24 protein-coding genes and 1 pseudogene are annotated in these 23,788 nt (G+C 67.6%); 16 read left to right on the forward strand and 9 right to left on the reverse strand.

The genetic code is table 11. The annotated features are described in order from the left end of the window. The first annotated feature begins 86 nt into the window (after nt 1–86). From BM365_RS06120 to BM365_RS06145, 6 genes are all read left to right on the forward strand, one after another. Nucleotides 87–1,844: a glutamine--tRNA ligase/YqeY domain fusion protein gene (locus BM365_RS06120; RefSeq protein ID WP_093487494.1), complete on the forward strand. Its 1,758-nt coding sequence runs from the start codon at nt 87–89 to the stop codon at nt 1,842–1,844. Between the two features lie 74 nt (nt 1,845–1,918). Next, nucleotides 1,919–2,341, forward strand: coding sequence for a hypothetical protein (locus BM365_RS06125; protein ID WP_093487496.1), 423 nt, complete (start codon nt 1,919–1,921; stop codon nt 2,339–2,341). Then, complete coding sequence (locus BM365_RS06130; RefSeq protein WP_093487498.1) at nt 2,341–2,901, forward strand: nucleoside deaminase; 561 nt, start codon at nt 2,341–2,343, stop codon at nt 2,899–2,901. The genes BM365_RS06125 and BM365_RS06130 overlap by 1 nt, the downstream gene beginning before the upstream one ends. Nucleotides 2,902–2,945: 44 nt before the next feature. After that, entirely contained in the window at nt 2,946–3,998 is a 1,053-nt protein-coding gene (gene rlmM / locus BM365_RS06135; protein WP_093487500.1) for a 23S rRNA (cytidine(2498)-2'-O)-methyltransferase RlmM, read from the forward strand. A 55-nt stretch (nt 3,999–4,053) separates the two neighbouring features. Next, nucleotides 4,054–4,965: an SMP-30/gluconolactonase/LRE family protein gene (locus BM365_RS06140; protein ID WP_093487502.1), complete on the forward strand. Its 912-nt coding sequence runs from the start codon at nt 4,054–4,056 to the stop codon at nt 4,963–4,965. A gap of 71 nt (nt 4,966–5,036) precedes the next feature. Beyond that, entirely contained in the window at nt 5,037–5,759 is a 723-nt protein-coding gene (locus BM365_RS06145) for a hypothetical protein (protein ID WP_093487504.1), read from the forward strand. Nucleotides 5,760–5,765: 6 nt separating this feature from the next. Here BM365_RS06145 and BM365_RS06150 read toward each other — a convergent pair whose 3' ends face one another. Genes BM365_RS06150 through ubiH form a run of 3 tightly spaced genes read right to left on the reverse strand, consistent with a single transcriptional unit; the run spans nt 5,766 to nt 9,341 of the window. Continuing rightward, nucleotides 5,766–6,893 (reverse strand): Gfo/Idh/MocA family protein, encoded by a 1,128-nt coding sequence (locus BM365_RS06150; protein ID WP_093489525.1) that lies wholly within the window; start codon nt 6,891–6,893, stop codon nt 5,766–5,768. Between the two features lie 55 nt (nt 6,894–6,948). Further along, nucleotides 6,949–8,136, reverse strand: coding sequence for a UbiH/UbiF family hydroxylase (locus BM365_RS06155; protein WP_093487506.1), 1,188 nt, complete (start codon nt 8,134–8,136; stop codon nt 6,949–6,951). Next, the gene (gene ubiH, locus BM365_RS06160) at nt 8,133–9,341 is read right to left on the reverse strand and encodes a 2-octaprenyl-6-methoxyphenyl hydroxylase (protein WP_093487508.1); all 1,209 of its coding nucleotides are present in this window, start codon (nt 9,339–9,341) and stop codon (nt 8,133–8,135) included. The genes BM365_RS06155 and ubiH overlap by 4 nt, the downstream gene beginning before the upstream one ends. Nucleotides 9,342–9,439: 98 nt before the next feature. Here ubiH and BM365_RS06165 point away from each other — a divergent pair, with 98 nt between their 5' ends. The 10 genes and pseudogenes from BM365_RS06165 (at nt 9,440) to BM365_RS06210 (ending at nt 19,248) form a co-directional block, all read left to right on the forward strand. Then, nucleotides 9,440–10,042 carry a hypothetical protein gene (locus BM365_RS06165; RefSeq protein ID WP_093487511.1) on the forward strand — a complete coding sequence of 201 codons (603 nt, stop codon included), beginning with the start codon at nt 9,440–9,442 and terminating at the stop codon, nt 10,040–10,042. A gap of 18 nt (nt 10,043–10,060) precedes the next feature. Further along, entirely contained in the window at nt 10,061–10,624 is a 564-nt protein-coding gene (locus BM365_RS06170; protein WP_093487513.1) for a cob(I)yrinic acid a,c-diamide adenosyltransferase, read from the forward strand. Between the two features lie 4 nt (nt 10,625–10,628). Beyond that, nucleotides 10,629–11,537 carry a histone deacetylase family protein gene (locus BM365_RS06175; protein WP_093487515.1) on the forward strand — a complete coding sequence of 303 codons (909 nt, stop codon included), beginning with the start codon at nt 10,629–10,631 and terminating at the stop codon, nt 11,535–11,537. Between the two features lie 130 nt (nt 11,538–11,667). Further along, a complete protein-coding gene (gene lptD, locus BM365_RS06180) occupies nt 11,668–14,136 on the forward strand; it encodes an LPS assembly protein LptD (protein WP_093487517.1) in 2,469 nt (822 codons plus the stop codon). Beyond that, a pseudogene (locus BM365_RS06185) lies at nt 14,133–15,440 on the forward strand (peptidylprolyl isomerase); the annotation flags it as partial. The gene lptD and the pseudogene BM365_RS06185, both read left to right, overlap by 4 nt. Nucleotides 15,441–15,462: 22 nt before the next feature. Further along, complete coding sequence (pdxA, locus tag BM365_RS06190) at nt 15,463–16,440, forward strand: 4-hydroxythreonine-4-phosphate dehydrogenase PdxA (RefSeq protein ID WP_093487521.1); 978 nt, start codon at nt 15,463–15,465, stop codon at nt 16,438–16,440. Between the two features lie 47 nt (nt 16,441–16,487). After that, nucleotides 16,488–17,276: a 16S rRNA (adenine(1518)-N(6)/adenine(1519)-N(6))-dimethyltransferase RsmA gene (gene rsmA / locus BM365_RS06195; protein ID WP_093487523.1), complete on the forward strand. Its 789-nt coding sequence runs from the start codon at nt 16,488–16,490 to the stop codon at nt 17,274–17,276. Nucleotides 17,277–17,332: 56 nt separating this feature from the next. Continuing rightward, complete coding sequence (gene apaG, locus BM365_RS06200; protein WP_093487525.1) at nt 17,333–17,713, forward strand: Co2+/Mg2+ efflux protein ApaG; 381 nt, start codon at nt 17,333–17,335, stop codon at nt 17,711–17,713. A gap of 12 nt (nt 17,714–17,725) precedes the next feature. Beyond that, nucleotides 17,726–18,580 (forward strand): symmetrical bis(5'-nucleosyl)-tetraphosphatase, encoded by an 855-nt coding sequence (locus tag BM365_RS06205; RefSeq protein WP_093487527.1) that lies wholly within the window; start codon nt 17,726–17,728, stop codon nt 18,578–18,580. Between the two features lie 35 nt (nt 18,581–18,615). Further along, nucleotides 18,616–19,248, forward strand: a complete 633-nt coding sequence (locus BM365_RS06210) for a DUF1287 domain-containing protein (RefSeq protein ID WP_093489527.1) — start codon at nt 18,616–18,618, stop codon at nt 19,246–19,248. Nucleotides 19,249–19,313: 65 nt separating this feature from the next. On the opposite strand, the gene BM365_RS06215 is transcribed toward BM365_RS06210, so the two are convergent. From BM365_RS06215 to BM365_RS06240, 6 genes are all read right to left on the reverse strand, one after another. Further along, a complete protein-coding gene (locus BM365_RS06215; RefSeq protein ID WP_093487529.1) occupies nt 19,314–19,808 on the reverse strand; it encodes a dihydrofolate reductase in 495 nt (164 codons plus the stop codon). Between the two features lie 4 nt (nt 19,809–19,812). Further along, nucleotides 19,813–20,607: a thymidylate synthase gene (locus tag BM365_RS06220; protein WP_093487531.1), complete on the reverse strand. Its 795-nt coding sequence runs from the start codon at nt 20,605–20,607 to the stop codon at nt 19,813–19,815. A 29-nt stretch (nt 20,608–20,636) separates the two neighbouring features. Beyond that, nucleotides 20,637–21,515 carry a prolipoprotein diacylglyceryl transferase gene (lgt, locus tag BM365_RS06225; RefSeq protein WP_093487533.1) on the reverse strand — a complete coding sequence of 293 codons (879 nt, stop codon included), beginning with the start codon at nt 21,513–21,515 and terminating at the stop codon, nt 20,637–20,639. Nucleotides 21,516–21,602: 87 nt separating this feature from the next. Beyond that, complete coding sequence (locus BM365_RS06230; protein ID WP_093487535.1) at nt 21,603–22,094, reverse strand: TPM domain-containing protein; 492 nt, start codon at nt 22,092–22,094, stop codon at nt 21,603–21,605. Next, nucleotides 22,094–22,987, reverse strand: a complete 894-nt coding sequence (locus BM365_RS06235; protein ID WP_093487537.1) for a TPM domain-containing protein — start codon at nt 22,985–22,987, stop codon at nt 22,094–22,096. The genes BM365_RS06230 and BM365_RS06235 overlap by 1 nt, the downstream gene beginning before the upstream one ends. Nucleotides 22,988–23,005: 18 nt before the next feature. Beyond that, nucleotides 23,006–23,647, reverse strand: coding sequence for a LemA family protein (locus BM365_RS06240; protein WP_093487539.1), 642 nt, complete (start codon nt 23,645–23,647; stop codon nt 23,006–23,008). Nucleotides 23,648–23,788: the final 141 nt, after the last annotated feature.

A 23,788-nucleotide genomic window follows, 5' to 3' on the forward strand; every position in this document is an offset into this window, starting at 1 on the left:
GGACCGGGTGCGCGATGGCTGTTCAGGATAGACCAGCCCGGGCGCCAGACCGGCTAAACTGGCGTTTTTCCACGCCTCCCGCCCCGATGTCCGATACCGCTGCCCCCTCCGCCCCCCTGTCTGACGATGCCGCCCCGGAAAAGCGGGACTTCATCCGCCAGATCGTGCGCGAGGACCTGGCAGCCGGTCGCCATGCCTCGGTGAAGACGCGCTTCCCGCCCGAGCCCAACGGCTACCTGCACATCGGCCACGCCAAGGCGATCTGCCTGGACTTCGGCATTGCCGGCGAGTTCGGTGGCGTCTGCAACCTGCGCCTGGACGACACCAACCCGGCCAAGGAAGACCCCGAGTACGTCCGCGCCATCCAGGACGACGTGCGCTGGCTGGGCTTCGATTGGCACGACCTGCGCCACGCTTCCGACTATTTCGAAGTGTTGTACCTCGCCGGCGAGAAGCTGATCCGCCAGGGCGACGCCTTCGTCTGCGACCTGAGCGCGGACGAAGTGCGCGCGTACCGCGGCACGCTGACCGAACCGGGCCGCAACTCGCCCTACCGCGACCGCAGCGTCGAAGAGAACCTGGACCTGTTCCGCCGCATGCGCGCGGGCGAGTTCCCGGACGGCGCACGTACGCTGCGCGCGAAGATCGACATGGGCAGCGGCAACATCAACCTGCGCGACCCGGCGCTGTACCGCATCAAGCACGTCGAGCACCAGAACACAGGCAACGACTGGCCGATCTATCCGATGTACGACTACGCGCACTCGCTGAGCGACGCGGTGGAAGGCATCACCCATTCGCTGTGCACGCTGGAGTTCGAAGACCACCGTCCGCTGTACGACTGGTGCGTGGACAAGGTGGACCTGGCCGGCTCGCCGGACCTGATCGCGCCGCTGCTGGCCAAGGGTCTGCCGAAGGAAGCGAGCAAGCCGCGTCAGATCGAGTTCTCGCGCCTGAACTTCAACTACCTGGTGATGAGCAAGCGCAAGCTGCTCGCGATGGTGGAAGACAAGCTGGTGGATGGCTGGGACGACCCGCGCATGCCCACGCTGCAGGGCATCCGTCGACGCGGCTACACGCCGGCGGCGCTGCGCCTGATGGTGGACCGCGTGGGCATCAGCAAGCAGAACTCGCTGCTGGACATCTCCATCCTCGAGGGCGCGTTGCGCGAGGACCTGGATGCCGCCGCGGCACGCCGCATGGCGGTCATCGATCCGGTGAAACTGGTGCTGACGAACCTGCCGGAGGGCCACGAGGAAGCGCTGACGTTCTCCAACCATCCGAAGGACGAGTCGTTCGGCCAGCGCAGCGTGCCGTTCTCGCGCGAACTGTGGATCGAGCGCGAGGATTTCGAGGAAGTGCCGCCGAAGGGCTTCAAGCGCCTCATCACGGGTGGCGAAGTGCGCCTGCGTGGCGCCGGCATCGTGCGTTGCGATGAAGTGATCAAGAACGACGCCGGCGAGATCGTCGAGCTGCGCGGCTGGCTGGACCCGGAATCCCGCCCGGGCATGGCCGGCGCCGAACGCAAGATCAAGGGCACCATCCACTGGGTCAGCGCGAAGCATGCGGTCGAAGCGGAGGTGCGCCTGTACGACCGCCTCTTCACCGTGCCGAATCCCGACGACGATGCCGAAGGCAAGACCTACCGCGATTACCTGAACCCCGACTCGCGCCGCACGACCACCGGCTACGTGGAGCCGGCCGCGGCCGATGCCGCGCCCGAGCAGTCGTTCCAGTTCGAGCGGATCGGCTACTTCGTCACCGACCGCTACGACCATACGGCTGCGCGCCCGGTGTTCAACCGCAGCGTCACCCTGCGCGACACCTGGGCGACGAAGGCCTGAGCCCCCGCTTTCACCGGCCGTTGAGGCGGCCGGCCTCAGGCTGGCGTTTCATCCATCCCGGAAAGGAGTTCGCCATGCCCCGCACTGTCCTGCGCCTGCCGTTCGCCCTGATGTTGATGTTGGCTGCCGTCCTCTCGATGGCTGGCTGTGCGGCGCCTGCGTCATCCGGAGATGGCGCCGAACCGCCAACCACCTCCACGCCCACCCCGAGGCCGACCGGTGGCACGCTGCCGCCGCGCCAGGCCGGCGCGATCACCGTCGACTATGCGTGCAGCAGCAACGCCGACTGCGCCGTGAAGGACGTGGGCAACTGCTGCGGCAGCATGCCGGCGTGCGTCAACAAGAACAGCCCGACCGATCCGCAGGGCGTACGTGCGCAGTGCGCCGCCAGCGGCATGGCTGGCGTCTGCGGCTTCGCCGACGTCACCGCCTGTCAGTGCGTCAGCGGTCGCTGCGAAGCAGATTCCCCCTCCTCCTCGACCTTGCCTGCCCAGTAATGCTCTACCAACAGATCCATCTGACCCTGCCTGCCTGGACCCACGACCTGGTCGACCCCGCCGCGACGTTCGCAAGCGACGAAGACAAGGTCGCGCTGGCCATCGACCTGTCGCGCCGCAACGTGGACGCCAACACCGGCGGTCCGTTCGGCGCCGTCGTGTTCGGCCCGGACCATCGCGTGATCGCACTCGGCGTGAACCGGGTGATGCCGCACACCTGCTCGCTGGCGCATGCGGAGAACATGGCCTACATGCTGGCGCAACAGCGCCTGCAGACCCCGCGGCTCAACGACCGCATCGCACCGGTGACGCTGGCCACCTCGTCGCAGCCCTGCTGCCAGTGTTACGGCGCCACCGTATGGGCCGGCATCGATCGTCTGCTGATCGGCGCGCGCGCGGAAGACGTGATGGAGCTGACCGAGTTCGACGAAGGCCCACTACCCACCGACTGGGTGGGCGAACTGAACAAGCGCGGCATCGAGGTCGTGCGCGACCTACGTCGCGACGACGCGCGCGCCGTACTGAAGCATTACGGCGAGAGCGGCGGCGACCGTTACTGATCCGACGGCTGCGCCGCGCATCGCGTCGCGGCTACACTGTCCCCATGTCATCGACAACCGGCCTGCTGGGCTACTGCCGCCAGGGATTCGAACCCGAACTCGCCGCCGAGCTGAGCGAACGCGCGGCGCACGCGGGTTTTGCGGGCTATGCGCGCGCGCAACGCAACGACGGGCACGTGCTGTTCGTCTGCGAAGACGCGGCCGGTCTGGATCGCGCCCTGCCCTGGCGCGACCTGATCTTCGCGCGGCAAAAGCTGCGCGTGCTTGCCGAGCTGCGCGGCATCGACCCGAAGGACCGCATCACCCCGCTACTCGCGGCGCTAGCGGGCGCTGGACGCTTTGGCGACCTGTGGGTGGAACACCCCGATTCGGATACCGCCAAGCCGCTGGCCGGATTGGCGCGCAGTTTCGGCAACGCCCTGCGCCCGGTGCTGCGCAAGCAGGGCTTCCTCAGCGAGAAAGAGGACGCGCGGCTGCCGCGGCTGCATGTGGTGTTCGTGCAGGGCGACCATTTGTTCCTGTGCGTCGCCGATACGCGCGACAGCGCGCCCTGGGCGCTCGGCATTCCGCGGCTCAAGCTGCTGCCCGATGCCCCCTCGCGTTCCGCGCTGAAGCTGGAGGAAGCCTTCCTCTCGCTGCTCGACGACCAACAGCGCGAGGCCCTGCTGAAGCCCGCCATGACGGCCGCCGATCTGGGCGCGGCACCCGGCGGTTGGACGTGGGTGCTCACCCGACACCACCTGCGCGTGACCAGCGTGGACAACGGCCCGCTGCGCGAGCACGTGCTGGCCACCGGACTGGTCGAGCACCTGCGTGCCGATGGTTTCCACTGGAAGCCGCCGCAGGCGCTGGACTGGATGGTCTGCGACATGGTGGAACAGCCGCGCCGCGTGGCTGAGCGCATGGCGCAGTGGTTCCGCGAAGGCTGGTGCAAGCACGCGGTGTTCAACCTCAAGCTGCCGATGAAGAAGCGCTGGGACGAAACCCGGCTTTGCCTGGACCTGTTCGCCGAACAGGCCGGCCGGCCACTCGAGATCCGCGCACGGCAGCTGTACCACGATCGCGAAGAGATCACCGTGTTCGCCACGCCGGGCTGACCCGGCGATACCGTACGCACGCCACCAGGGGAAACGAATGACGGCTACACGCTTCATGCAGCTGGCCATCTGCATCGTGCTCCTGCTTGCAGGCTGCGCGCATACGACCACCAACGCGCCACTTCCCAAGGATGCCTTGTACGTGGCGCGCGATGTCGTGGGCGACGGCGTCTTCAGTGCCGGCATCGAAGGTCCAGCGTGGGGCCCGGATGGTGCGCTGTATGCGGTCAGCTTCGCCCGCGACGGCACCATCGGGCGGGTGACGTTCGATACCGACGGGAGCGGCAACGCGGCACTGTTCGCCGCCCTGCCGCCAGGCAGCACGGGCAACGGCATTCGCTTCGCGGCCGACGGCAGCATGTTGATTGCCGATTACAGCGGACACCATGTGCTGCGCATCGCGGTAGGAACGCGAGAAGCGAAAGTCTTCGCATCCTTGCCGCAAGCGAACCAGCCCAACGACATCGCGCTCGCGCCGGACGGCACGCTTTACGCCAGCGACCCCAAGTGGGCCGACAACACCGGCCAGTTGTGGCGGATCGATCGCACGGGCACGCCGCATCTCCTCGAAACGGGCATGGGCACCACCAACGGCGTGGAGGTCAGCCCGGATGGCAAGCACCTGTACGTCAACGAGAGCGTGCAGCGCACCGTGTGGGTCTACGACCTCCTCGCCGATGGCGGCGTGGCGAACAAGCGCCGGCTGATCGCCTTCGTCGATCACGGCCTGGACGGCATGCGCACCGACGTGAAGGGCAACCTGTACATCGCGCGCTACGGTGCCGGGGTGGTCGCGATCGTCTCGCCCGAGGGCAACGTGCTGCGCGAGGTGGCGCTGAAGGGACGGAAGCCCACCAACGTCGCGTTCGGCGGACCGGACGGCCGCACGGTGTACGTCACTCTGCAGGACCGCGGGGCCATCGAGGCCTTCAGGGCGGAAACTCCGGGCCGCGAAGCCGGCCTGTGATGCGGGACACGACGGGTCTCAGGCGCTGACACCCCCGCGTGGCAAGATGCCTCCCTGACAAGGAGACCGCCATGCTGCCGATCGAACTCAAGGACCCTGCCGGCTTCGGCACCGAGTTCATGCGCCTGACCCTGCTGCAGGGCTTCCAGTCGCTGACCAAGCGCGACCTGGAGCTGCTGATGTTCGTGCTGCTGGAGCGCGACGGCGCCATCGGCCGCGATGAATCCAACTTCACCGTCGCGGGCAAACTGCGGGTCACGCCCGCCAAGATCAAGGCGCTGCGTCGCGACGGCTACGCTCGCTGGCGCGCATTGGTGCCCGAGGAGCGCGACGCGGCGTTGCAGCGCATCGTCGCGACCGTGCTCACCGAAACCAACCTGAAGTCCGGCGCGAAGCACGTCAGCGAGCGCAGCCGAAAGGATGGCTTCCTCGCCATCCGCATCGAGCACCCGGACGATCACCAGCAGTTCGAGCAGGCCATCCTCGACGTAGGTGCGCTGCCGGTCTACGAGCGCAACCGCGAAGTCGTCGCGGTGCGCTTCGACACACTGCTGGCGATCGCTGAGCGCTGGGGCTACCTGCAACCGGATCCGGCGGCGGTCGTGGCGGAGTTGAAGAAACTGACGCCTACAGCCGAAGAGGTCGCCGATCTGCTGAAGAAGGATGTCGGCAAGCTGCGCTGGCAGGACGCACGCAATGCGTTGAACAGCTTGGGCGCCAAGGCCATCGCCAGCACCGCAGAAGGCGGGCTGAAGGGGTTGCTGAAGATCGTGTTCCCCTTCATCCCTGGCTGAAACCGTTTACGCCGTCGCGATCTCGACGCGCGTTCCGCCGCCACGCGCGGAGGCGAAGATCGCATCCAGCGCGCGCATGTCGCGCAAGCCCTCTTCGCCGGGCACGCGCGGCGGTCGTCGTTCGAGGATCGCCAACGCGTCGTCGTCCATCTGCCGCACTTGCTGCGCGGGTGTGGCGCCCGTGGCTGCGTCGAAGCGGCGACCGTCGCTCGCTTCGCCGCGAACGCCTTCATAGGCCTGGAACGGCGACAGTTCGTACCAGCCCTTTTCGCACTCGGCGCGCAGTGCGTTCATGTTGCGGCCAAAACTGGTAGCGCAATCTGCGACGACGCCTTCGGGGAACTCCAGGCGGAAGCGCATCGATTCGTCGACGCCACGGAAGATCGCCGGCCGCTGGATCTCCTGCGTGGCCGTGACCGCGAGGGGCTCCGTGCCCGTGGTGTAGCGCGCCGCATTGAGCGCGTAGACGCCCATGTCGTACATCGCGCCCCCGCCCCGCTTCGGATCGAGGCGCCAGTTGTCGCCACTCGCGCCGTCGAATCCGTGGAAACCGGCCTCGGCACGGATGCGTTGCAGGCGCCCGAACGGCCGCGTTTTCGCCAGCGCCATCACCGCTTGCGTATTGGGTTCGTGCTGCATGCGGTAGCCGATGGCGAGCTGTACCCGGTGATGGCGGCAGGCGTCGATCATCGCTTGCGCTTCCGCGGCATCCATCGCCATCGGTTTCTCGCACCACACGTGTTTGCCTGCCGCCGCGGCACGCAGGGTGAACGGCTTGTGCAGATGGTTGGGCAGGACGACGTAGACCACGTCGATGTCCGGGTTGTCGGCGATACGGTCGAAGCCGTCGTAGTCGTACACGTTGCGATCGGGTATGTCGTACCGCCGTTGCCACTCGGCCGCCTTCGCCGGCGTGCCGGTGACGATGCCGGCCAAGCGGCAATGCTTCGTGGCCCGCAAGGCGGGCGCCAGCAGATCGCGGCTGTAGTAGCCCAGGCCGACCAGGGCAACGCCGAGCGGACGCGAACCCTTGGCATGCACCCGTGGCAACACACCGGCCAGACCAGCTGCACCGAGCGCGCCGAGCAGGCGCCGGCGCGCGGGATCGTGCACGGAAGAAGCGTCGTCGTTCATCGCGGCAACCTCGTCGGAGAACCGCGAGGCTACCGCATGCCTGCGGAGGACGTCGTCAGCGCGCCCGCTGGCCGGCCGCATGGCGCCAGAAGAAATCCACCAGCGGCGGCAGCTTGCCGGCAAGACCAAGCAAGGGCCCGCGCAGCAGGGTCAGGTGCATTTCGTCGTTGGAGAACAGACGGTTGATGCCGTCGAAGGCGTGCGCGGCGGTGGCGTTCTCGCTGTGGCGCTGGCGCGCCCAACGCTCCAGGCGGTGCGACGCATCCCAGTCCGCGCGCTTGGCGCTAGCGGCGCGGATGCCGTCGCGCAACGCCGCGACATCGCGAAGACCGAGGTTGACGCCCTGCCCCGCCAGCGGATGCACCACGTGCGCGGCATCGCCGACAACGATCACGCGGCCGGCGACATAATCCTTCGCCAACTGCCGCTTCAGCGGGAACGCGGCGCGTGGAGAGGCCAACGTGACCTCGCCGAGCTGCCCCCCCATCGCCAACGTGAGTTCGCGGTTGAATTCGCTTTCATCGAGGGCCAGCAGGCGCGCTGCCTCGCCGTCGGGCAACGTCCAGACGATGGAACTGAGGCCCTGCTCGAACGGCAGGAAGGCCAGGGGTCCGGTGGGCAGGAAGCGCTGCCATGCAGTGTCTTCGTGCGGCCGCTCGGTGCGCACGAACGCAACCAGGCCACGCTGCGCATAGTCGCGCCCGCTGACCTCCAGGCCCGCCAATCGACGCAAGGTGGAATCGGCGCCATCGGCCGCCACCGCCAGGCGCGCATCCAGGCGCGTGCCGTCGTCCAGCCGGAGCACGACACCGTCCGCGTCCTGCTCCATCGCTTCCACCCGCGCCGGGCAGCGGACGTCGACGTCGGCCGCAGGCAAGGCCGCCCACAGGCGGTCCACCAGCAGCGCGTTCTCGATGATCCAGCCCAGCTGGGTGCGACCCAACGCGTCCGCATCGAAACGGAGTTCATCGCCGCCTGCGGCATCCCAGACGCGCATGCGGCGGTAGGGATGCGCACGCGCCTCACGTACGGACGACCACGCGCCAGCGTCTTCGAGCAGCGCGGCGTTGTCGGGCGCGAAGGCGTACACGCGCAGGTCGGGCTGTTCGCGCGACCAGCGGACGGGTTCGCGGCCTTCGACCAGCACCACCTGCAGGCCTTCGCGCGCAAGCACCAGGCCGCAGGCCGCACCCACCACGCCGCCACCGACCACGGCGACATCGATCTGTCCGCGACGTTTCATGCCGCTTCTCCCCGGCAGAGGGCCGGCACGTCCCCACGGAGCCCCATCGCGCCGCCCACCAGGAACGCCTGCAGCGAAGCATTGGCATCCACGGCGGCGAGGCCCAGGCTGCGCAACGGACGCAGCAGGGGCGAAGGATTGGACGTCAATCGCGCCAGACCGTCGGAGAACGACAGCGTGCGCTCGCGATCCTCCTGCCGGCGCGCGGCGTACTGCGCGAGCGCGGCCGGATCGCCGGGGTCCCCCGCGCGTGCGATTTCCTCGGCGAGCGTCAACGCATCGCGCAAGCCAAGGTTGAAGCCTTGTGCGCCGATCGGATGGATCGTCTGCGCGGCATTGCCCAACAGGACCGCGCGTTCGCCGACCAGGCGCTGCGCAACCACGCGCGTCATCGGGTAGGCACTGCGCTCACCGCTTTCCAGCAACCGGCCGATACGCCAGCCTACGTGCTGCTGCAGGCGCTGCAACCATGCGGCTTCGTCGAGCGCGGCGATCGCTTCGGCCTGCGCACGCGGCACGCCGTGCACGATGCCCCAGTGGCGGTCCCCGCGCGGCAGCAAGGCTGTCGGCCCGTCTTCGCGGAAGCGCTCGTAGGCGGTGCCGTCCGGTGCGCGCTCGGCGCGCACGCGGGCGACGAACAGGGTCTGTCCGTAGTCGTGCGTGTCGGCCGCGATGCCCAGTGCCTCGCGCACGCTGCTGTGCGTGCCGTCGGCGGCGACCACCAGGCGGGCGCGAAGCGCGCGCTCCTGGTCGCCCGTGGCGATGCGGACGATGCGATGGCCGTCCTCGGTCTCGCCCAGGCCGGTGAAGCGCGCGGGCCGGTAGCGGGTCAGCCTGCGGAGATCCTGCAGCCCCGCCTCCAGGGCCTCGCCGAAGTCGCGCGCCACGACGACCTGGCCGAAGGCTTCGCGTGCGTAGTCGGCGGCGTCGAGCCTTACGCGTCCGAAGTCGCCTTGCCGACTGATGTGAATGCGACGGATGGGGCCGGTCGGCGCGCGCAGGCGTGCCATGATGCCGAGCGCGCCGAGCGCATTGACGGTGGCGGCGGCGAAGCTGAGGTTGCGCTGGTCGAACACGACCGGCATCTGCCCCGCCGGCGCGGCTTCGACCAGCCCCACGTCCAGGCCCTGCCGGTCCAGGGCGATCGCGAGGCTGGCGCCCACCAGGCCTCCACCCACGATTACTACGTCATGCCGATCTGTCATCCCGTCATGATAGCGCCCCGCCCCGTGGCGCCGACCCGGCGGCCCGGTGCGCGCCGGCTCCGGTAGAATGCGGGGCTGAGTCTCCGGAACCGTGCCTGATGAACACCACTTCGCAACGCGCCATCGTCCTGGCGCTGGTCGCCGCCCTGCTGGTCCTCACCCGTCTCCATCTGCCCACCACGTTCGGTCACATCGGGCCTTTGCCCGACGCCAGTTGGGCGGCATTCTTCATCGGCGGCTACTACCTGCGCAGCTGGTCGCGCTGGGCCTTCCCGCTGTTCATGGCGGCGGCGGTCGCGGTCGACTACGTGGTCATCAGCGGCCAGGGCATCAATTTCTGGACGCACTACTGCGTGTCCGCGGCGTATTGGTTCCTCGTCCCCGCCTATCTGGCGATGTGGGCCGGCGGTGCGCTGGTGCGTCGCTACCAGACCGCGCGCCACGGCCGCACGCTCGCCCTGCTCATCGGCAGCCTGCTGGTCTCGGCCACCGCCTGCCACCTGCTGAGCCAGGGCAGCTTCTACTGGCTGAGCCCGGTGGTCAGCGAACCGACCTTCGCCGGTTGGTGGAAGAACTTCAGCGACTGGTACCTGCCCTACCTGCGCGTGGCCGCCATCTACGTGGGCCTGGCCGTCATCCTGCACGTGATGGTCGAGCAGGTCGTACGCCTGGCCAAGCCGCACGGCCGCACGGCGGACTGACCGGTCCTCGCGCCGACGATGGGCAACCGCCTCTCGAAGATCTACACCCGCACCGGCGACGACGGCAGCACCGGTCTGGGCGATGGCACGCGCGTGGGCAAGGACTCGGCGCGCGTCACCGCCTACGGCACGGTGGACGAAGCCAATTCGGCGATCGGCGTGTTGCTGGCCGTCCCCAGCGTGGCGGAAGACATCCGCGCGCTGCTGACCACGGTGCAGCACCAGTTGTTCGACCTGGGAGGCGAGCTGTGCATCCCCGGCCATGCCGCCATCACCGGCGAGGACGTGGACGCGCTCGAGCGCCAGCTGGACCACTACAACGACGACCTGCCGCCGCTGAAGGATTTCATCCTGCCGGCCGGCGGTGAAGCTGCCTCCCGCTGCCACCTGGCGCGCACCATCGTGCGTCGCGCCGAGCGCGAGACGGTGACCCTGGCCCGCCACGACGCGGTGCGGCCGGAGGCCATCCGCTACCTCAACCGTCTGTCCGACCTGCTGTTCGTGCTGGCCCGCGTGCTGGCCCGCGCCGACGGCCATGGCGAGGTGCTCTGGAAACACGAGCGGCGGCACGCCCCGCGCTGACCTCGTGATCATCTTCACCCACCCCGCCTGCCTGGCCCACGATCCCGGACCCGAACATCCGGAGCGCCCGGCGCGGCTCGAGGTGGTGCTGGACGTGCTTCGCCGCGAACACGGCGACGTCGAGTGGCGCGAGGCGCCCATCGCCAAGCTGGGCGACCTCCGCCGCGTGCACGACGAAACCCTCGTCAACGAGGTACTGGAGACCGACGTCGCGGGCTACCGGATGCTGGACCCCGATACGGTCATGTGCGCGGCCTCGCCCGCTGCCGCACTGCGTGCCGCCGGTGCCGGCGTCGCGGCCGTCGATGCGGTGATGAATGGCGACACGTCCACGGCCTTCTGTGCGGTGCGCCCTCCGGGCCACCACGCCACCAGCGGCACGGCGATGGGCTTCTGCCTGTTCAACAACATCGCCGTGGCGGCCGCCTATGCCTGCGACCGCCATGGGTTGGAACGCGTGGCCGTCGTGGATTTCGACGTCCACCACGGCAACGGCACCCAGGCGATCTTCTACAACGACCCGCGCGTGGCCTATTTCAGCAGCCACGAGTCGGGCATCTACCCGCACAGTGGTGCCCCTTATGAGCGCGGCGCCGGCAACGTATTCAACGCACTGCTGCCGCCGGGCAGCGGCGGGTTCCGTTTCCAGAATACCTGGGCGGACGAGTTGCTGCCTGCGCTGGACGACTTCAAGCCGCAACTGCTGCTGATCTCCGCCGGCTTCGACGCGCACATGCGCGACCCGCTGGCCGACCTGATGCTGGAGACCGAGGACTTCGGTTGGCTGACCCGCCAGCTGCGCACCCTGGCGCAGCGACATGCCGGCGGCCGCGTGGTCTCCATGCTGGAGGGCGGCTACGATCTGGACGCCCTTCGGGACTCCGTGGCTGCCCACGTCGACGAACTCCGCTGAGCCCACGGACGCCGTACCTTCGAGCTCGCTGAACCCTGACCGACACCACTCCGCCTGCCTTCATTGCCCGCATGCAGGGGATGGGGCAAGCTAACGACCGTTTTTAACCTGCCAGCGAGCCCAGCACCGCGTGCGTCCTGTCCTCCGCCTGCTCCCGTTGCCCTTCAGCATCGCCCTGTGCCTGCCGGCGCTGGCTGACGATGAGAAGCCCGAAAGCTGGGCCCTGTGCCCGGTCCAGGACGTGATCCCGGTTTTCAGCGAGGCGCCGCAGCCCGCAGCGGGCAGCAGCGCCCAGGCGAAGCGCGAGCAGCGGGCGGAACAGCCCACCTCGATCGAGGGCGACCAGCTGTCCGGCACCGAGGCGAACCCCGAGTACAGTGGCGCCGTGCAGCTCACCCGGGGCGACCAGTTCCTGGGGGCCGACAACCTGAAGTACGACCAGGAAAAGGACACCTACGTCGCCGACGGGCACATCCGCTACCAGGATGCCGGCATCCGCCTGGTGGCAGACAGCGCGCGTGGCGACCAGGGCGCCGATTCGCACCAGATCGACAACGTGCGCTATCAGTTGGTCTCGCGGCGCGGCAACGGTGGCGCGGACCGCATCGACATGAAGGGTGCCGAAGGCAGCCTGCAGCATTCCACCTATTCCACCTGCGATCCCCAGGACCGCCGGTGGGAGTTGCGCTCGCGCCGCATCGACATCAACACCGACGACGGCTGGGGCGTGGCACGTGGCGCAACGATCCGGCTCGGCAAGGTGCCTGTGCTGTACGTGCCCTACCTGAAGTTCCCGATCGACGACCAGCGCCACACCGGCCTGCTGTATCCGGCGGTCGGCCTGTCGGGACGGAATGGTTTCGACTGGAAGCAGCCGATCTACCTCAACCTGGCACCGAACTACGACGCGACGCTGGAACCGCGTTACATGAGCGAGCGCGGGTTCCAGATGGGCGCGGAGTTCCGCTACCTCTACGAGAAGGGTCGTGGTGAGATCCAGGGCACCTGGATGACCAAGGACGACCTGGTCCGTGACCGCATGAACGATGCGGACTACGACGAGGACAATCCGAACAACCCTGATCCCGACGACGGCCGCGGCTTCTTTGCGTTCGAAGGCGAGCACCGTTTCAATCGGAACTGGCAGGCCCGTGCCAACCTCATCTGGCTGAGCGACGCGCGCTACCAGGAGGACTTCGGCAATTCGCTGTACGGGCAGGCGTACTCCTCGGTGACGAGTACCGCGGGCGTCTACGGCGCGGGCGAATTCTGGAGCGCCGGCCTGATGGCCGACCACTGGCAGCTCTCGGACTACCTGAGCAGCGAAGCCTCGCTGCCCTACAACCGGCTGCCCCGCGTCTACCTCAACTGGAACCAGCCGCTGAGCCGCTGGATCAGCGTGGGTGGACATGCCGAAGCCGTGAAGTTCCAGCACGATGAGCATCCCGGCGGCAGCCGCCTGGACATCAAACCCACCATCTCCTTCCCGTTGCAGGGCGCAGCCTGGTACGTCACGCCCACTCTGGCCTATCGGCATACCGAGTATCGGCTCGACCCCGAATTGGCCCAGACCACGGCAATAGATCGTGCGCGCGCCGCTTACGGCATTCCGGCAAATCAGCCCGTGAGCGCGGCGCAGATCGCCGAGTTCTACGACCGTTCGCCCAGCCGCAGCCTGCCGATCGGTTCGCTGGACGCAGGCGTGTATTTCGACCGCGAGACCGAGATCAAGGGCGACCGTTTCCTGCAGACGCTGGAACCGCGGCTCTTCTACCTCAACGCGCCGTACCGCGAGCAGGATGGGCTGCCGATCTTCGATACACGGCCCTTCAACTTCAGTTACGGCCAATTGTTCCGCGACAACCGCTACACCGGCCCCGATCGCCAGACCGATGCGAACCAGCTGACCTTGGCACTGACCACCCGCCTGCTGCGGCAGAAGGATGGCTTCGAGCGCTTGTCGGCCAGCATCGGTCAGATCCGATACTTCGACGACAGCCGCGTGGTCCTGCCAGGTGAAGTGCCGCTGGAACAGGGCAAGTCGGCCTGGGTCGTGGACGCCAACTACGCACCCACGGACCGCTGGACTATCGGTGCCTCCTACCAGTGGGACCCGAAGTTCCGTCGCGAAGATCTGGCCAGCGTCCGTGCCCGCTACCTGCTGCCGGACGACGGCGTGGTCAACATCACCTATAGGCGCCGCCGCGACCTGCTGGAACAGGCCGATTTCTCGTTCCTGTACCCGGTCACGCCCTCCTGGAGCGTCGTGGGCCGCTACTACCACTCGTTCTATCGCGATGCGGCCACCGACCAGGAACCCGGCCTGCTGGAAGGCGTCGCCGGCGTCCAGTGGGACAGCTGCTGCCTCGCCGTCCGCGCCCTCGTGCGCCGTTACGTGCGCAATCGCGAGGGTGAAATGAACACGGGCTTCCAGGTCGAGTTCGTCCTGAAGGGCCTGGGCTCGGCCGGCCAGGACACGGAGCGCACCTTGCGCCGTGCTATCCTCGGCTATTACCGAGACGATCTCTATCTCGTCCCGCCTAGCAATATCGCGCAGCGACCGGACGACACCTCTTACGCTCCGGATCCGATTCCATGAACAAGCCGATTTCCCGCCTTCTGGTCGCCAGTCTGCTGGCCTTTTCAACGGCCATCACCCCAGCGTTGGCGCAGAACCTGCAGCCGCTGGATCGCATTGCAGCGGTCGTCAACGAAGATGTGGTGCTGCAGAGCGAACTTGATCGCGCGGTGCAGAACGTGATGTCCCAGTACGCCGATCAGCCCGGCCAGTTGCCGCCCCGTGCGGTGCTGGAGCGACAGGTGCTCGAGCGACTCGTGCTGGTGAAGCTGCAGGTCGCACGTGCTGCCGAAAGCGGCATTCGCATCGGCGATGCCGACCTCAACAACGCCGTCAACGCAGTCGCCCAGCAGAACGGCACCACACCGGATGGCCTGCGCCAGCGTCTGGAAGCCGATGGCATGTCGTTTGCCGAATTCCGCAGCTCGCTGCGCGACGAGATCACGATCCAGCGTCTGCGCCAGAGCTATGCGCAGAGCCGCGTGCAGGTGAGCGAGGGTGAAGTCGATGCGGCGATCGCGGCCCAGACCGCCACCGGCGCGCAGTACCATCTGGCGCACATCCTGGTGGCGCTGCCCGATGGCGCCAATGCCGAGCAGATCAGCACCGGCAAGGGCAAGGTCGATGGCATCAAGGCGTTGATCGACAAAGGCGAGCTGGATTTCTCCGCTGCCGCTGTCCGTTATTCCGACAGCCCGAACGCCCTGGAAGGTGGTGACTTGGGCTGGCGCAGCGTGGACGAGATCCCGACGGTCTTCGTTGAGCTTCTGAAAGGCATGAGCCCAGGCCAGGTGGTCGGCCCGATGCGCGGCCCCAGCGGCTTCCAGCTGCTCAAGCTGGTGGAAGTACGTGATGCCGCCCAGGCTGAGAAGCGCAACGTCACCGAATACCATGCTCGCCACATCCTCGTCCGCATCACGCCTACACAGGACGTCGCTGCGGCGAAGGCCAAGATCGACACCCTGCGCGCGCGCATCGCCGGTGGCGCCGAGTTCGCCGCGGTGGCGAAGGAATCCACCGAGGACGCGAACAGCCGTGATGACGGCGGCGACCTGGGCTGGTTCCCCGTTGACGCCTTCGGTCCCGCATTCGGCCAGGAAGTGACCGGCCTGCAGGATGGACAGGTCAGCGCGCCCTTCCGCACCGATGCCGGCTGGCACATCGTGCAACGCATGGAAACGCGCCAGACCGACGTGACAGACCAGAACCGCCGCGCACAGGTCCGCGAGACCATTGGTCGCCGCAAGGCCGAGGACGAGTACAACCGTTACCTGCAGGAATTGCGCGGCGAAGCCTACGTCAGCTTCCGCACCGGTGACCGCGCCGGGACCACGCCGGGCAGCTGACATGCTGCCTCGGCTCGCGCTGGTGCCGGGCGAGCCGGCAGGCATCGGCCCTGAGCTTTGCATCAGGCTGGCCCAGCAGCCGCGCACCGACTGCACCCTGCTCGCGTTCGCGGACGCGGCCACGCTGACCTCGGCCGCTGAGGCCCTGGGGCTACCCCTGCAGCTGATCGAAGCGGACGCCGTCGCTACGCGTCCTGGCGACTTGCGATTGCGGCCCGTTCCAAACGCTGCGTCGAGTACCTTCGGCCTCACCGATCCACGCAATGCGCGCGCGGTCATCGACGCGCTGACGCGCGCAGCCAGCGCCTGCCTAGGCGGCGAACTCGATGGCCTGGTCACTGGCCCCGTGCACAAGGCCGCCATCAACGCCGGCGGCATCGCCTACAGCGGCACGACCGAGCTGCTTGCCGAACAGGCCGGCCTGCCGGTGGTCATGATGCTGGCGAACGAGATCGTCCGCGTGGCGTTGGCCACCACCCACCTTCCGCTCCGCGATGTGCCGGATGCCATCACGGCTAGCGCGCTGGAAGAAGTGCTGCGCATCACCGACCGCGCACTGCGCACCGACTTCGGTATCGTCCAGCCGACACTCGCCGTGCTTGGGCTCAACCCGCACGCCGGCGAGGCGGGGCATCTGGGACGCGAGGAGATCGAGGTCATCGAGCCCGTCCTGCATGCGCTGCGGGCGGATGGCCTGGATCTCATCGGCCCCTTGCCGGCCGATACCGCCTTCCTCCCGCAAAAACTGAGCGGCTTCGATGCCGTGGTGGCGATGTATCACGACCAAGGGCTGCCCGTGCTCAAGTACAGCGGCTTCGAGCAGGCCGTGAACCTGACGCTCGGCCTGCCCTATCCACGCGTGGCCGTTGACCACGGCACGGCACTCGATCTCGCCGGCAAGGGCATCGCCGACCCGTCCAGCCTGTTCGCTGCCGTGGCCACCTGCGCGCGCATCGCGGCGACCCGCCGCGCGCGCTGACGCACGCCAATGCCGCGCGGCCTGCGGCGTTCCCGCATAATCCGCGCATGTCGCATTTCAAGGCTCCCCCCAAGAAGGCCCTCGGCCAGCACTTCCTGACCGATCGCGCCTACATCGAAAAGATCGTCATGGCCGTGAACCCGCAGCCGGGCGATCGCCTCGTCGAGATCGGCCCGGGCCAGGGCGCGATCACTTTCCCGCTGCTGCGCAGGCACGGCGAGCTGACGGCCATCGAGTTCGACCGCGACCTCATCACACCGCTGATGGAAGCCTCGGAAGGCGTAGGCCGCCTGACCATCATCCACAAAGACGTGCTGGACGTGGATTTCGGCAAACTCGCGGGCGACGAGGCGCTGCGTCTTGTCGGCAACCTGCCCTACAACCTGTCTTCGCCGATCCTCTTCCATGCGATCGAACACGCGGCCTCCATCCGCGACATGGTCTTCATGCTGCAGAAGGAAGTCGTGGACCGCATGGCCGCCGAACCCGGCAGCAAGGTGTATGGGCGCCTCAGCGTGATGCTGCAGGCCTATTGCCGCGTCGACAGCCTGTTCGTGGTGCCGCCGGGCGCGTTCCGGCCGCCGCCGAAAGTGGATTCCGCCGTAGCGCGGTTGGTACTGCGCGCGCCGGACCAGGTCGGCATTCACGACCACCGCCGCTTCGCCGATGTGGTGCGTGCGGCGTTCGGCCAGCGCCGCAAGACGCTACGCAATGCGTTGTCCGGCACCTGCACCACCGAGCAGATCGAAGCGGCCGGACTGCGCCCCGACCTGCGGGCCGAACAGGTGCCGGTCACTGATTTCATCCGTTTGGCGAACCAACCCGAAGCGCCGTGATCGCACGCAAACCGGCGTTGTTTCCGCTTTGACGTGGCATTGCATACACTGAACGCATGGATTCCCCCGACTACGCCATCGACGTCGACGTCGCCACGCGTTTCCTGGACGACCAGTCCGCGCCCGAGGACGGGCGCTATGTGTTCGCGTACACCATCCGCATCCGAAACCGCGGCCGCGTGCCGGCGCAGCTGCTGCGTCGGCACTGGGTCATCACCGACGCCAACGGCAAGGTCCAGGAAGTGCACGGCGAAGGTGTGGTGGGCGAACAACCCTGGCTGAGGCCGGGCGAGGATTTCCGCTACACGTCTGGCGCGGTCCTGGAGACCGCGCTGGGCACCATGCAGGGACGCTACGACATGCTCGCCGACGACGGCACTCGCTTCGACGCCCCCATCGCCACCTTCACCCTGTCCGTCCCGCGGACGCTGCACTGAGGCCCGGGCGCGATGAGTGTCTGGGCCATCGGCGACCTGCAAGGCTGCTACGACGCAACGCAGCGATTGCTGGAAAAGATCCGCTTCGATCCGGCGCAGGACCGGCTGTGGTTCTGCGGCGACCTGGTGAACCGGGGCGGGCAGTCGCTGGAAACCCTGCGCCTCGTGCACTCGCTGCGCGAGCACAGCATTGTCGTGCTCGGCAACCACGACCTGTCCCTGCTCGCGATCGGCGAACGTTCGCCTGACGAGCAGCGCAAGGTCAATGCCGATCTGCAGCGCGTGGTGCTGGCCGACGATGCGCGCATGCTGCTGGACTGGTTACGCCTGCAGAAACTGCTGCACGTGGACCGCGACCTGGGCTGGATGATGGTGCACGCCGGGCTGGCGCCCAAGTGGACCACCACGCTGGCCGAGAAGCACGCGCGCGAGGTCGAGGTGCAGCTGCATGGCAACGGCTACCGCAAGCTGTTCCGCAACATGTACGGCGACAAGCCGAACTGGGCCCCGCACCTATCGGGCCACGACCGTTCACGCGCCATCATCAACGTCCTCACCCGCATGCGCTATTGCACACCGCGTGGACGTATGGCGATCGAGGAGAAGGGCGCACCGGGCCGGCAGGCCCAGGGCCTGTATCCGTGGTACGAGGTCCCGGGTCGCGCCGAGCGCGACCTGAAGATCGTCTGCGGCCATTGGTCGACGCTGGGCTTGATGATCGGCCATGGCGTGCATGCGATCGATACCGGCGCGGTGTGGGGCGGGAAGCTCACGGCATTGCAGTTGGACACCGATGATGTCCGCCTCGTCCAGGTCGCTGGCCGTGATGTACCGCCACCGCCCAAGGGCGAATTGCCGAAGGATTGAGCATGCGACCGGCACGGCTGTCCACGCTGTGCCTGATGCTGCTGACGCTCGCGGCGTGCCGCGACGAGGCGCCTGTGGAGACAGAGCCAGAGGCGCCTCCGGCGGCCGCGGCACACACGCCATCCGCCATCTCGCCGCCGCTGGTAGCTGCAGCGCGCATGCAGATCGGCGTGGTCCGCCTCTACGACCCGGCTTACTTCAGCCTGCCCTATCCTGGCGGCGATGTGCCTGCCGACCGCGGCGTGTGCACCGATGTGGTGATCCGCGCGCTGCGCACGCAGGGCCTGGACCTGCAGCAAGCGATCCATGAGGACATGCGGGCGCACTTCGACAAGTATCCGCGGCAATGGGGATTGAGTCGCACCGACCGCAACATCGACCACCGCCGGGTACCGAATCAGATGCGCTGGTTCGAACGGCATGGGTGGAAGCAATCGGCCGGCCAATCGGCGAGCGACTTCGCGGCAGGCGACATCGTCGCGTGGCGGCTGAGCGGCAGCGGGCTGCTGCACATCGGCATCGTGTCCGACAGGCGAAGCCACGAGGGTACGCCGTTGATCCTGCACAACATTAATGCTGGCACGCGGGAAGACGACATCCTCTTCCATCACGCGATCATCGGCCATTACCGCCAGCCGACGGACCTGGCATCCGGCGCATCCCGATAACGTCGAATGGCACGGCGACGCGCTGGGATTGCGCTTCGCTTCATCCCGGCCTACGGGTGGGCGGCTCAGCGGTGCCGGTACTCGACGAAGTCGAATGCCAGCGCGTGCTTCGCATCGACGGGATGCGGCTCACGTGCGACTTCCCGCCATTCCGTCGGATCGAAGGCCGGGAAGAACGCATGCGCATCCTCCACCGCCGTATCGACCTCGGTCAGGTACAGCACGTCGGCGCGCGCCAGCATGAGCGCGTAGACCTCGCCGCCACCGATCACGCTCAGCTCTTCGGCGCCGTGCGTCTCGGCGATCGCGAGCGCTTCATCGACCGACGCGACGGCCTGCATGCCCTCGAAGGGCACGGTACCGCGACGCGTCAGCACCAGATTCAGCCGACCCGGCAACGCGCGGCCCAGCGATTCGGCGGTCTTGCGCCCCATCAACACCGGCTTGCCCAACGTCAGCGCCTTGAAGCGCTTCAGGTCGTCCGGCAAGCGCCACGGCAAGTCGTTATCGCGGCCAATGGCGCGATGGCGATCGAGGGCAGCAACCAGCGAAATGCGCATCGGGTCAGACCGCCACCGGCGCCTTGATCGCCGGGTGCGGATCGTAGCCATGGATCTCGATGTCGTCGAAGGTGAAGCCGAACAGATCGCTGACCTCGGGATTGAGGTGCAGCTTCGGCAGTGCGCGCGGTTCGCGCGCCAACTGCTCGCGTGCCTGGTCGTAGTGGTTCGAGTACAGGTGCGCATCGCCCAGCGTATGTACGAAGTCGCCCACGCCCAGCCCGCAGGCCTGCGCCACCATGTGCGTCAGCAACGCATAGCTGGCGATGTTGAACGGCACGCCGAGGAAGATGTCGCCGCTGCGCTGGTAGAGCTGGCAACTGAGTTTGCCGTCGACGACGTAGAACTGGAACAGCGAGTGACAGGGCATCAGCGCCATCTTCGGCAGTTCGGCCACGTTCCAGGCGCTGATCACCAGGCGGCGCGAGTCGGGGTTGCGCTTGATCTCGTCCACCAGCCACTGCATCTGGTCGATGGTCTTGCCGTCGGCGCCTTCCCAGCTGCGCCACTGCTTGCCGTACACCGGGCCGAGTTCGCCGTGCTCGTCGGCCCACTCGTCCCAGATGCTCACCTTGTTGTCCTTCAGGTAGGCGATATTGGTTTCGCCTTTCAGGAACCACAGCAGCTCGTGGATGATCGAGCGCAGGTGCAGCTTCTTGGTGGTGACCAGCGGGAAGCCGTCGTTGAGGTCGAAGCGCATCTGCCAGCCGAACACGCTGCGCGTGCCGGTGCCGGTGCGGTCGGATTTCTCGGCACCCTGCTCCAGCACATGGCGCAACAGGTCGAGGTATTGCTTCATGCCTGGTCTCCGGCGAAAGGCTTCACGGTTTACTTGCCGGCGACCGGCGCGGGAACAACGGGTTGCAGCGTTGGCGCACGACGCGACAGCCACAGCAGGTACAGGCCCAGCAGCACCAGCGGCACGCTGAGCACCTGGCCCTTGGTCAGCCAGCCCCAGGCGACATAATGGCCCTCGTCCGGCACGCGAACGAACTCCATCAGGAAGCGGAATACGCCGTACATCAGCGCGAACAATCCCGACACGAGGTAGCGCGGCCGTGGCTTGCGCGAAACCGTCCACAGCACGACGAACATCACCAACCCTTCGAGGAAGGCCTGATAGAGCTGCGACGGGTGACGGGCGAACTGGTTCAATGCGCCGGCGGCGTACTGCGCCTTGAGCTGCAGCGCATCGAAATTGCGCAGCTCAGGGTCCGTCGGGAAGATCACGCCCCAGTTGGCGTGCGTGTATTTGCCCCACAACTCGGCGCCGATGAAATTGCCCAGTCGGCCGAAGCCCAACCCGGGTGCGGCCAGCGGCGCGACGAAATCCATCGTGTCGAAGAAGTGCAAACGGTGCTTGCGCGACCACCACAGCGCCGCGGCCATCACGCCGAGCAGGCCGCCATGGAAGCTCATGCCGCCTTCCCACACCTTGAAGATCGCCAGCGGGTTCTCGAGGAAGGTGCCGAAGCCGTAGAACAGCACGTAGCCGATGCGTCCGCCCAGCACCACGCCGAGCATCGCGTAGAACATCAGGTCGGAGAACGCGTCGGCATTGACCCCCGGCAGGCGACCCTGCGACGCGCGCATGCGGCCAAGCCACCAGGCGACGACGAAGGCCAGCAGGTACATCAGGCCGTACCAGTGCAGCTTGACCGGCCCCAGCGAGAAGATGATCGGATCGATCTGGTGGAGGTAGATCATGCGCCTCGGCGTGGCCGGTGGAGATGGGCTATTTTGCCCCACCCCGCCCGCGCGTGGATGACTGCGCGCGCGCCGGAGCGTTCCGGCTCAGTCCAGCAGATGCGGACGGTTCGGTAGTTCATCCTCGTCGACATCGCCGGCCTGCTGCGGGAAATGCCGCGCCAGGAGGGCCGATGCCGCCGCGATGCCATCCAGCACGGCCTGTTCGGCCCGGCCTTCGCCCATGCCTGTCTCGATCAGCTGGCAGACTTCGCGCCACTGCGCATCGCTGACCCGTCCGGCCAGGCCGCGATCGGCCACGATCTCGATGCGGTGGTCCGCCAGCAGCAGGTAGACCAGCACACCGTTGTTGGCTTCCGTATCCCAGGTGCGCAGGCGGACGAATACGTCATGCGCGCGCTCCCGGGGCTCCACGCCCGCGATCACGGCGCTCGGCGGCAGGTTGGACTCCACCGCAAACATCACCTCACCGCGATGCAGGCGCTCGCCTGCCGCGATGGCATCGGTGATGCGGTGCAGGCTGTCCTCGGGGAACAGCCGCCGGGCGGAACGTGCGAACAGATGGCGAAGCAGGCGCATCACCAGCTCCCCGAGGCGCCACCGCCTCCGGACATGCCGCCACCTCCGCCCCAGCCACCGCCGCCGAAGCCACCCCCGCCTCCACCAAAGCCACCCCCTCCCCAGCCGCCTCCACCGCCACCCCAGCCGCCCCAATCGCGGTGCCGGGCATAACCACCGCGCGTCGACACCGAGGCCAGGCCGTACAGCAGGCCGAACACGCCCGCGATGCCGGCGGGAATGAGCGAAGACAGCAGCAGCGCCACCCCGGCGGCGGCCCCGCCGGTGAACAGGCCACGCAACCCCGCGGGTGCGCGGCCGAACATGCCGCGCACGATGGTCGCCACGATGAAGGCCGCGAAGAGGGCGAAGAACCAGTCGCCACCCCGACCACCGCGCGGACTGGCGCGATGCGTGCTGACCGGGGCCGGCAGGGACTCGCCGTCGATCAGCTTCACCATCACGCCGGTGGCGTCGGTGATGCCGCCTGCGTAATCGCCGGTGCGGAACTTCGGCACCAGATACTCCTGGATGATGCGGTTCGCGATGGCATCGGGGATCGCACCCTCCAGGCCATAGCCGGTGTGGATACGCACGCGCCGGTCATCCTTGGCGACCACCAGGATCGCCGCGTCGTCCACGCCCTTGCGCCCCAGCTTCCACTGGTCGAATGCGCGCTGGGTGTAGTCGAAGATGTCTTCCGGTTGCGTGCTGGGCACGATCAGCACCTGCAGCTGGCTGCCCTTGCGTTGCTGCAACGCCAGCGCCTGCTGTTCGAGCTGCTGCTTCTGCGCGGCATCCAGCGTGCCGGTGGTGTCGACCACCGGCGAATCCAACGCAGGAATGGCCGCCAGCGACTGCGCCCATGCGGGCGCTGCAATCAGCAGCAGGCAGAACGCCAGCGCGCGCAGCATGGGGCGACGGGGCGCGGATCAGTTGCCGGGCGACGGCGGCGGCGGCGGTGTGGGCGCCTGCGGTGCGGCCGGTGGCGGTGTGCCGAAATCGACGGCCGGCGCCTCGGAAATCGCGGCCTCGTTCTCGACGGTGAAGTTCGGCTTCTCCTTGGCGCCGGTGATCTTGGCGGTAATCACCTGCGGGAACTGGCGGATGTAGGTGTTGTAGTCCTGCACCGTCTGGATGTAGCGGCCGCGTGCAACGGTGATGCGGTTTTCCGTGCCTTCGAGTTGCGCCTGCAGATCGCGGAAGGACTGATCGGATTTCAGGTTCGGGTAATTCTCGGTCACCATCAGCAGGCGCGACAGTGCGCTACCCAATTCCGTTTGCGCCTGCTGGAATTGCGCCAGCGAGGCCGCATCATCGGCGTTCACCTGGATCTGTCCCACCCGCGCGCGCGCGTTGGTCACGTCGGTGAGTACCTGGCGCTCCTGCTGCGCGTAGCCCTGCACGGTCTTGACCAGGTTGGGGATCAGGTCGGCGCGGCGCTTGTACTGGTTCAGGACTTCCGACCAGCCGGCTTTCACCGCCTCGTCCTTCTGCTGGATGGCGTTGTAACCGCAGCCCGACAACAGCGCGGTCAGTACGACGAGCAACCAAAGACGCGACACCTGGCGCATGGCACGACACTCCCTAGGGCGGACGCTCCGATTGCAGCACCTTGCCCATGACGGCGCAAGCAGGCACCCCGGTTACACATAAGGCGCTTCGTTAGGCTTCCGTGAAAAACAAAGGGCTCCCGAGGGAGCCCTTCGCAACAA

This window comes from Pseudoxanthomonas sp. YR558 (assembly GCF_900116385.1).
Classification (GTDB): domain Bacteria; phylum Pseudomonadota; class Gammaproteobacteria; order Xanthomonadales; family Xanthomonadaceae; genus Pseudoxanthomonas_A.

Excerpts from the sequence above, each read along its gene's own strand:
- BM365_RS06150 (WP_093489525.1), bottom strand. The coding sequence starts at position 6,893 with ATGAACGACGACGCTTCTTCCGTGCACGATCCCGCGCGCCGGCGCCTG.
- BM365_RS06235 (WP_093487537.1), bottom strand. The coding sequence starts at position 22,987 with ATGCTGCGCGCGCTGGCGTTCTGCCTGCTGCTGATTGCAGCGCCCGCA.
- BM365_RS06140 (WP_093487502.1), top strand. The coding sequence starts at position 4,054 with ATGCAGCTGGCCATCTGCATCGTGCTCCTGCTTGCAGGCTGCGCGCAT.
- BM365_RS06230 (WP_093487535.1), bottom strand. The coding sequence starts at position 22,094 with ATGCGCCTGCTTCGCCATCTGTTCGCACGTTCCGCCCGGCGGCTGTTC.
- BM365_RS06205 (WP_093487527.1), top strand. The coding sequence starts at position 17,726 with ATGAGTGTCTGGGCCATCGGCGACCTGCAAGGCTGCTACGACGCAACG.
- BM365_RS06120 (WP_093487494.1), top strand. The coding sequence starts at position 87 with ATGTCCGATACCGCTGCCCCCTCCGCCCCCCTGTCTGACGATGCCGCC.
- BM365_RS06215 (WP_093487529.1), bottom strand. The coding sequence starts at position 19,808 with ATGCGCATTTCGCTGGTTGCTGCCCTCGATCGCCATCGCGCCATTGGC.
- BM365_RS06220 (WP_093487531.1), bottom strand. The coding sequence starts at position 20,607 with ATGAAGCAATACCTCGACCTGTTGCGCCATGTGCTGGAGCAGGGTGCC.
- BM365_RS06155 (WP_093487506.1), bottom strand. The coding sequence starts at position 8,136 with ATGAAACGTCGCGGACAGATCGATGTCGCCGTGGTCGGTGGCGGCGTG.
- rsmA (WP_093487523.1), top strand. The coding sequence starts at position 16,488 with ATGTCGCATTTCAAGGCTCCCCCCAAGAAGGCCCTCGGCCAGCACTTC.
- BM365_RS06125 (WP_093487496.1), top strand. The coding sequence starts at position 1,919 with ATGCCCCGCACTGTCCTGCGCCTGCCGTTCGCCCTGATGTTGATGTTG.
- BM365_RS06240 (WP_093487539.1), bottom strand. The coding sequence starts at position 23,647 with ATGCGCCAGGTGTCGCGTCTTTGGTTGCTCGTCGTACTGACCGCGCTG.
- BM365_RS06165 (WP_093487511.1), top strand. The coding sequence starts at position 9,440 with ATGAACACCACTTCGCAACGCGCCATCGTCCTGGCGCTGGTCGCCGCC.
- pdxA (WP_093487521.1), top strand. The coding sequence starts at position 15,463 with ATGCTGCCTCGGCTCGCGCTGGTGCCGGGCGAGCCGGCAGGCATCGGC.
- rlmM (WP_093487500.1), top strand. The coding sequence starts at position 2,946 with ATGTCATCGACAACCGGCCTGCTGGGCTACTGCCGCCAGGGATTCGAA.
- apaG (WP_093487525.1), top strand. The coding sequence starts at position 17,333 with ATGGATTCCCCCGACTACGCCATCGACGTCGACGTCGCCACGCGTTTC.
- BM365_RS06130 (WP_093487498.1), top strand. The coding sequence starts at position 2,341 with ATGCTCTACCAACAGATCCATCTGACCCTGCCTGCCTGGACCCACGAC.
- BM365_RS06210 (WP_093489527.1), top strand. The coding sequence starts at position 18,616 with ATGCTGCTGACGCTCGCGGCGTGCCGCGACGAGGCGCCTGTGGAGACA.
- lgt (WP_093487533.1), bottom strand. The coding sequence starts at position 21,515 with ATGATCTACCTCCACCAGATCGATCCGATCATCTTCTCGCTGGGGCCG.
- BM365_RS06170 (WP_093487513.1), top strand. The coding sequence starts at position 10,061 with ATGGGCAACCGCCTCTCGAAGATCTACACCCGCACCGGCGACGACGGC.
- BM365_RS06145 (WP_093487504.1), top strand. The coding sequence starts at position 5,037 with ATGCTGCCGATCGAACTCAAGGACCCTGCCGGCTTCGGCACCGAGTTC.
- ubiH (WP_093487508.1), bottom strand. The coding sequence starts at position 9,341 with ATGACAGATCGGCATGACGTAGTAATCGTGGGTGGAGGCCTGGTGGGC.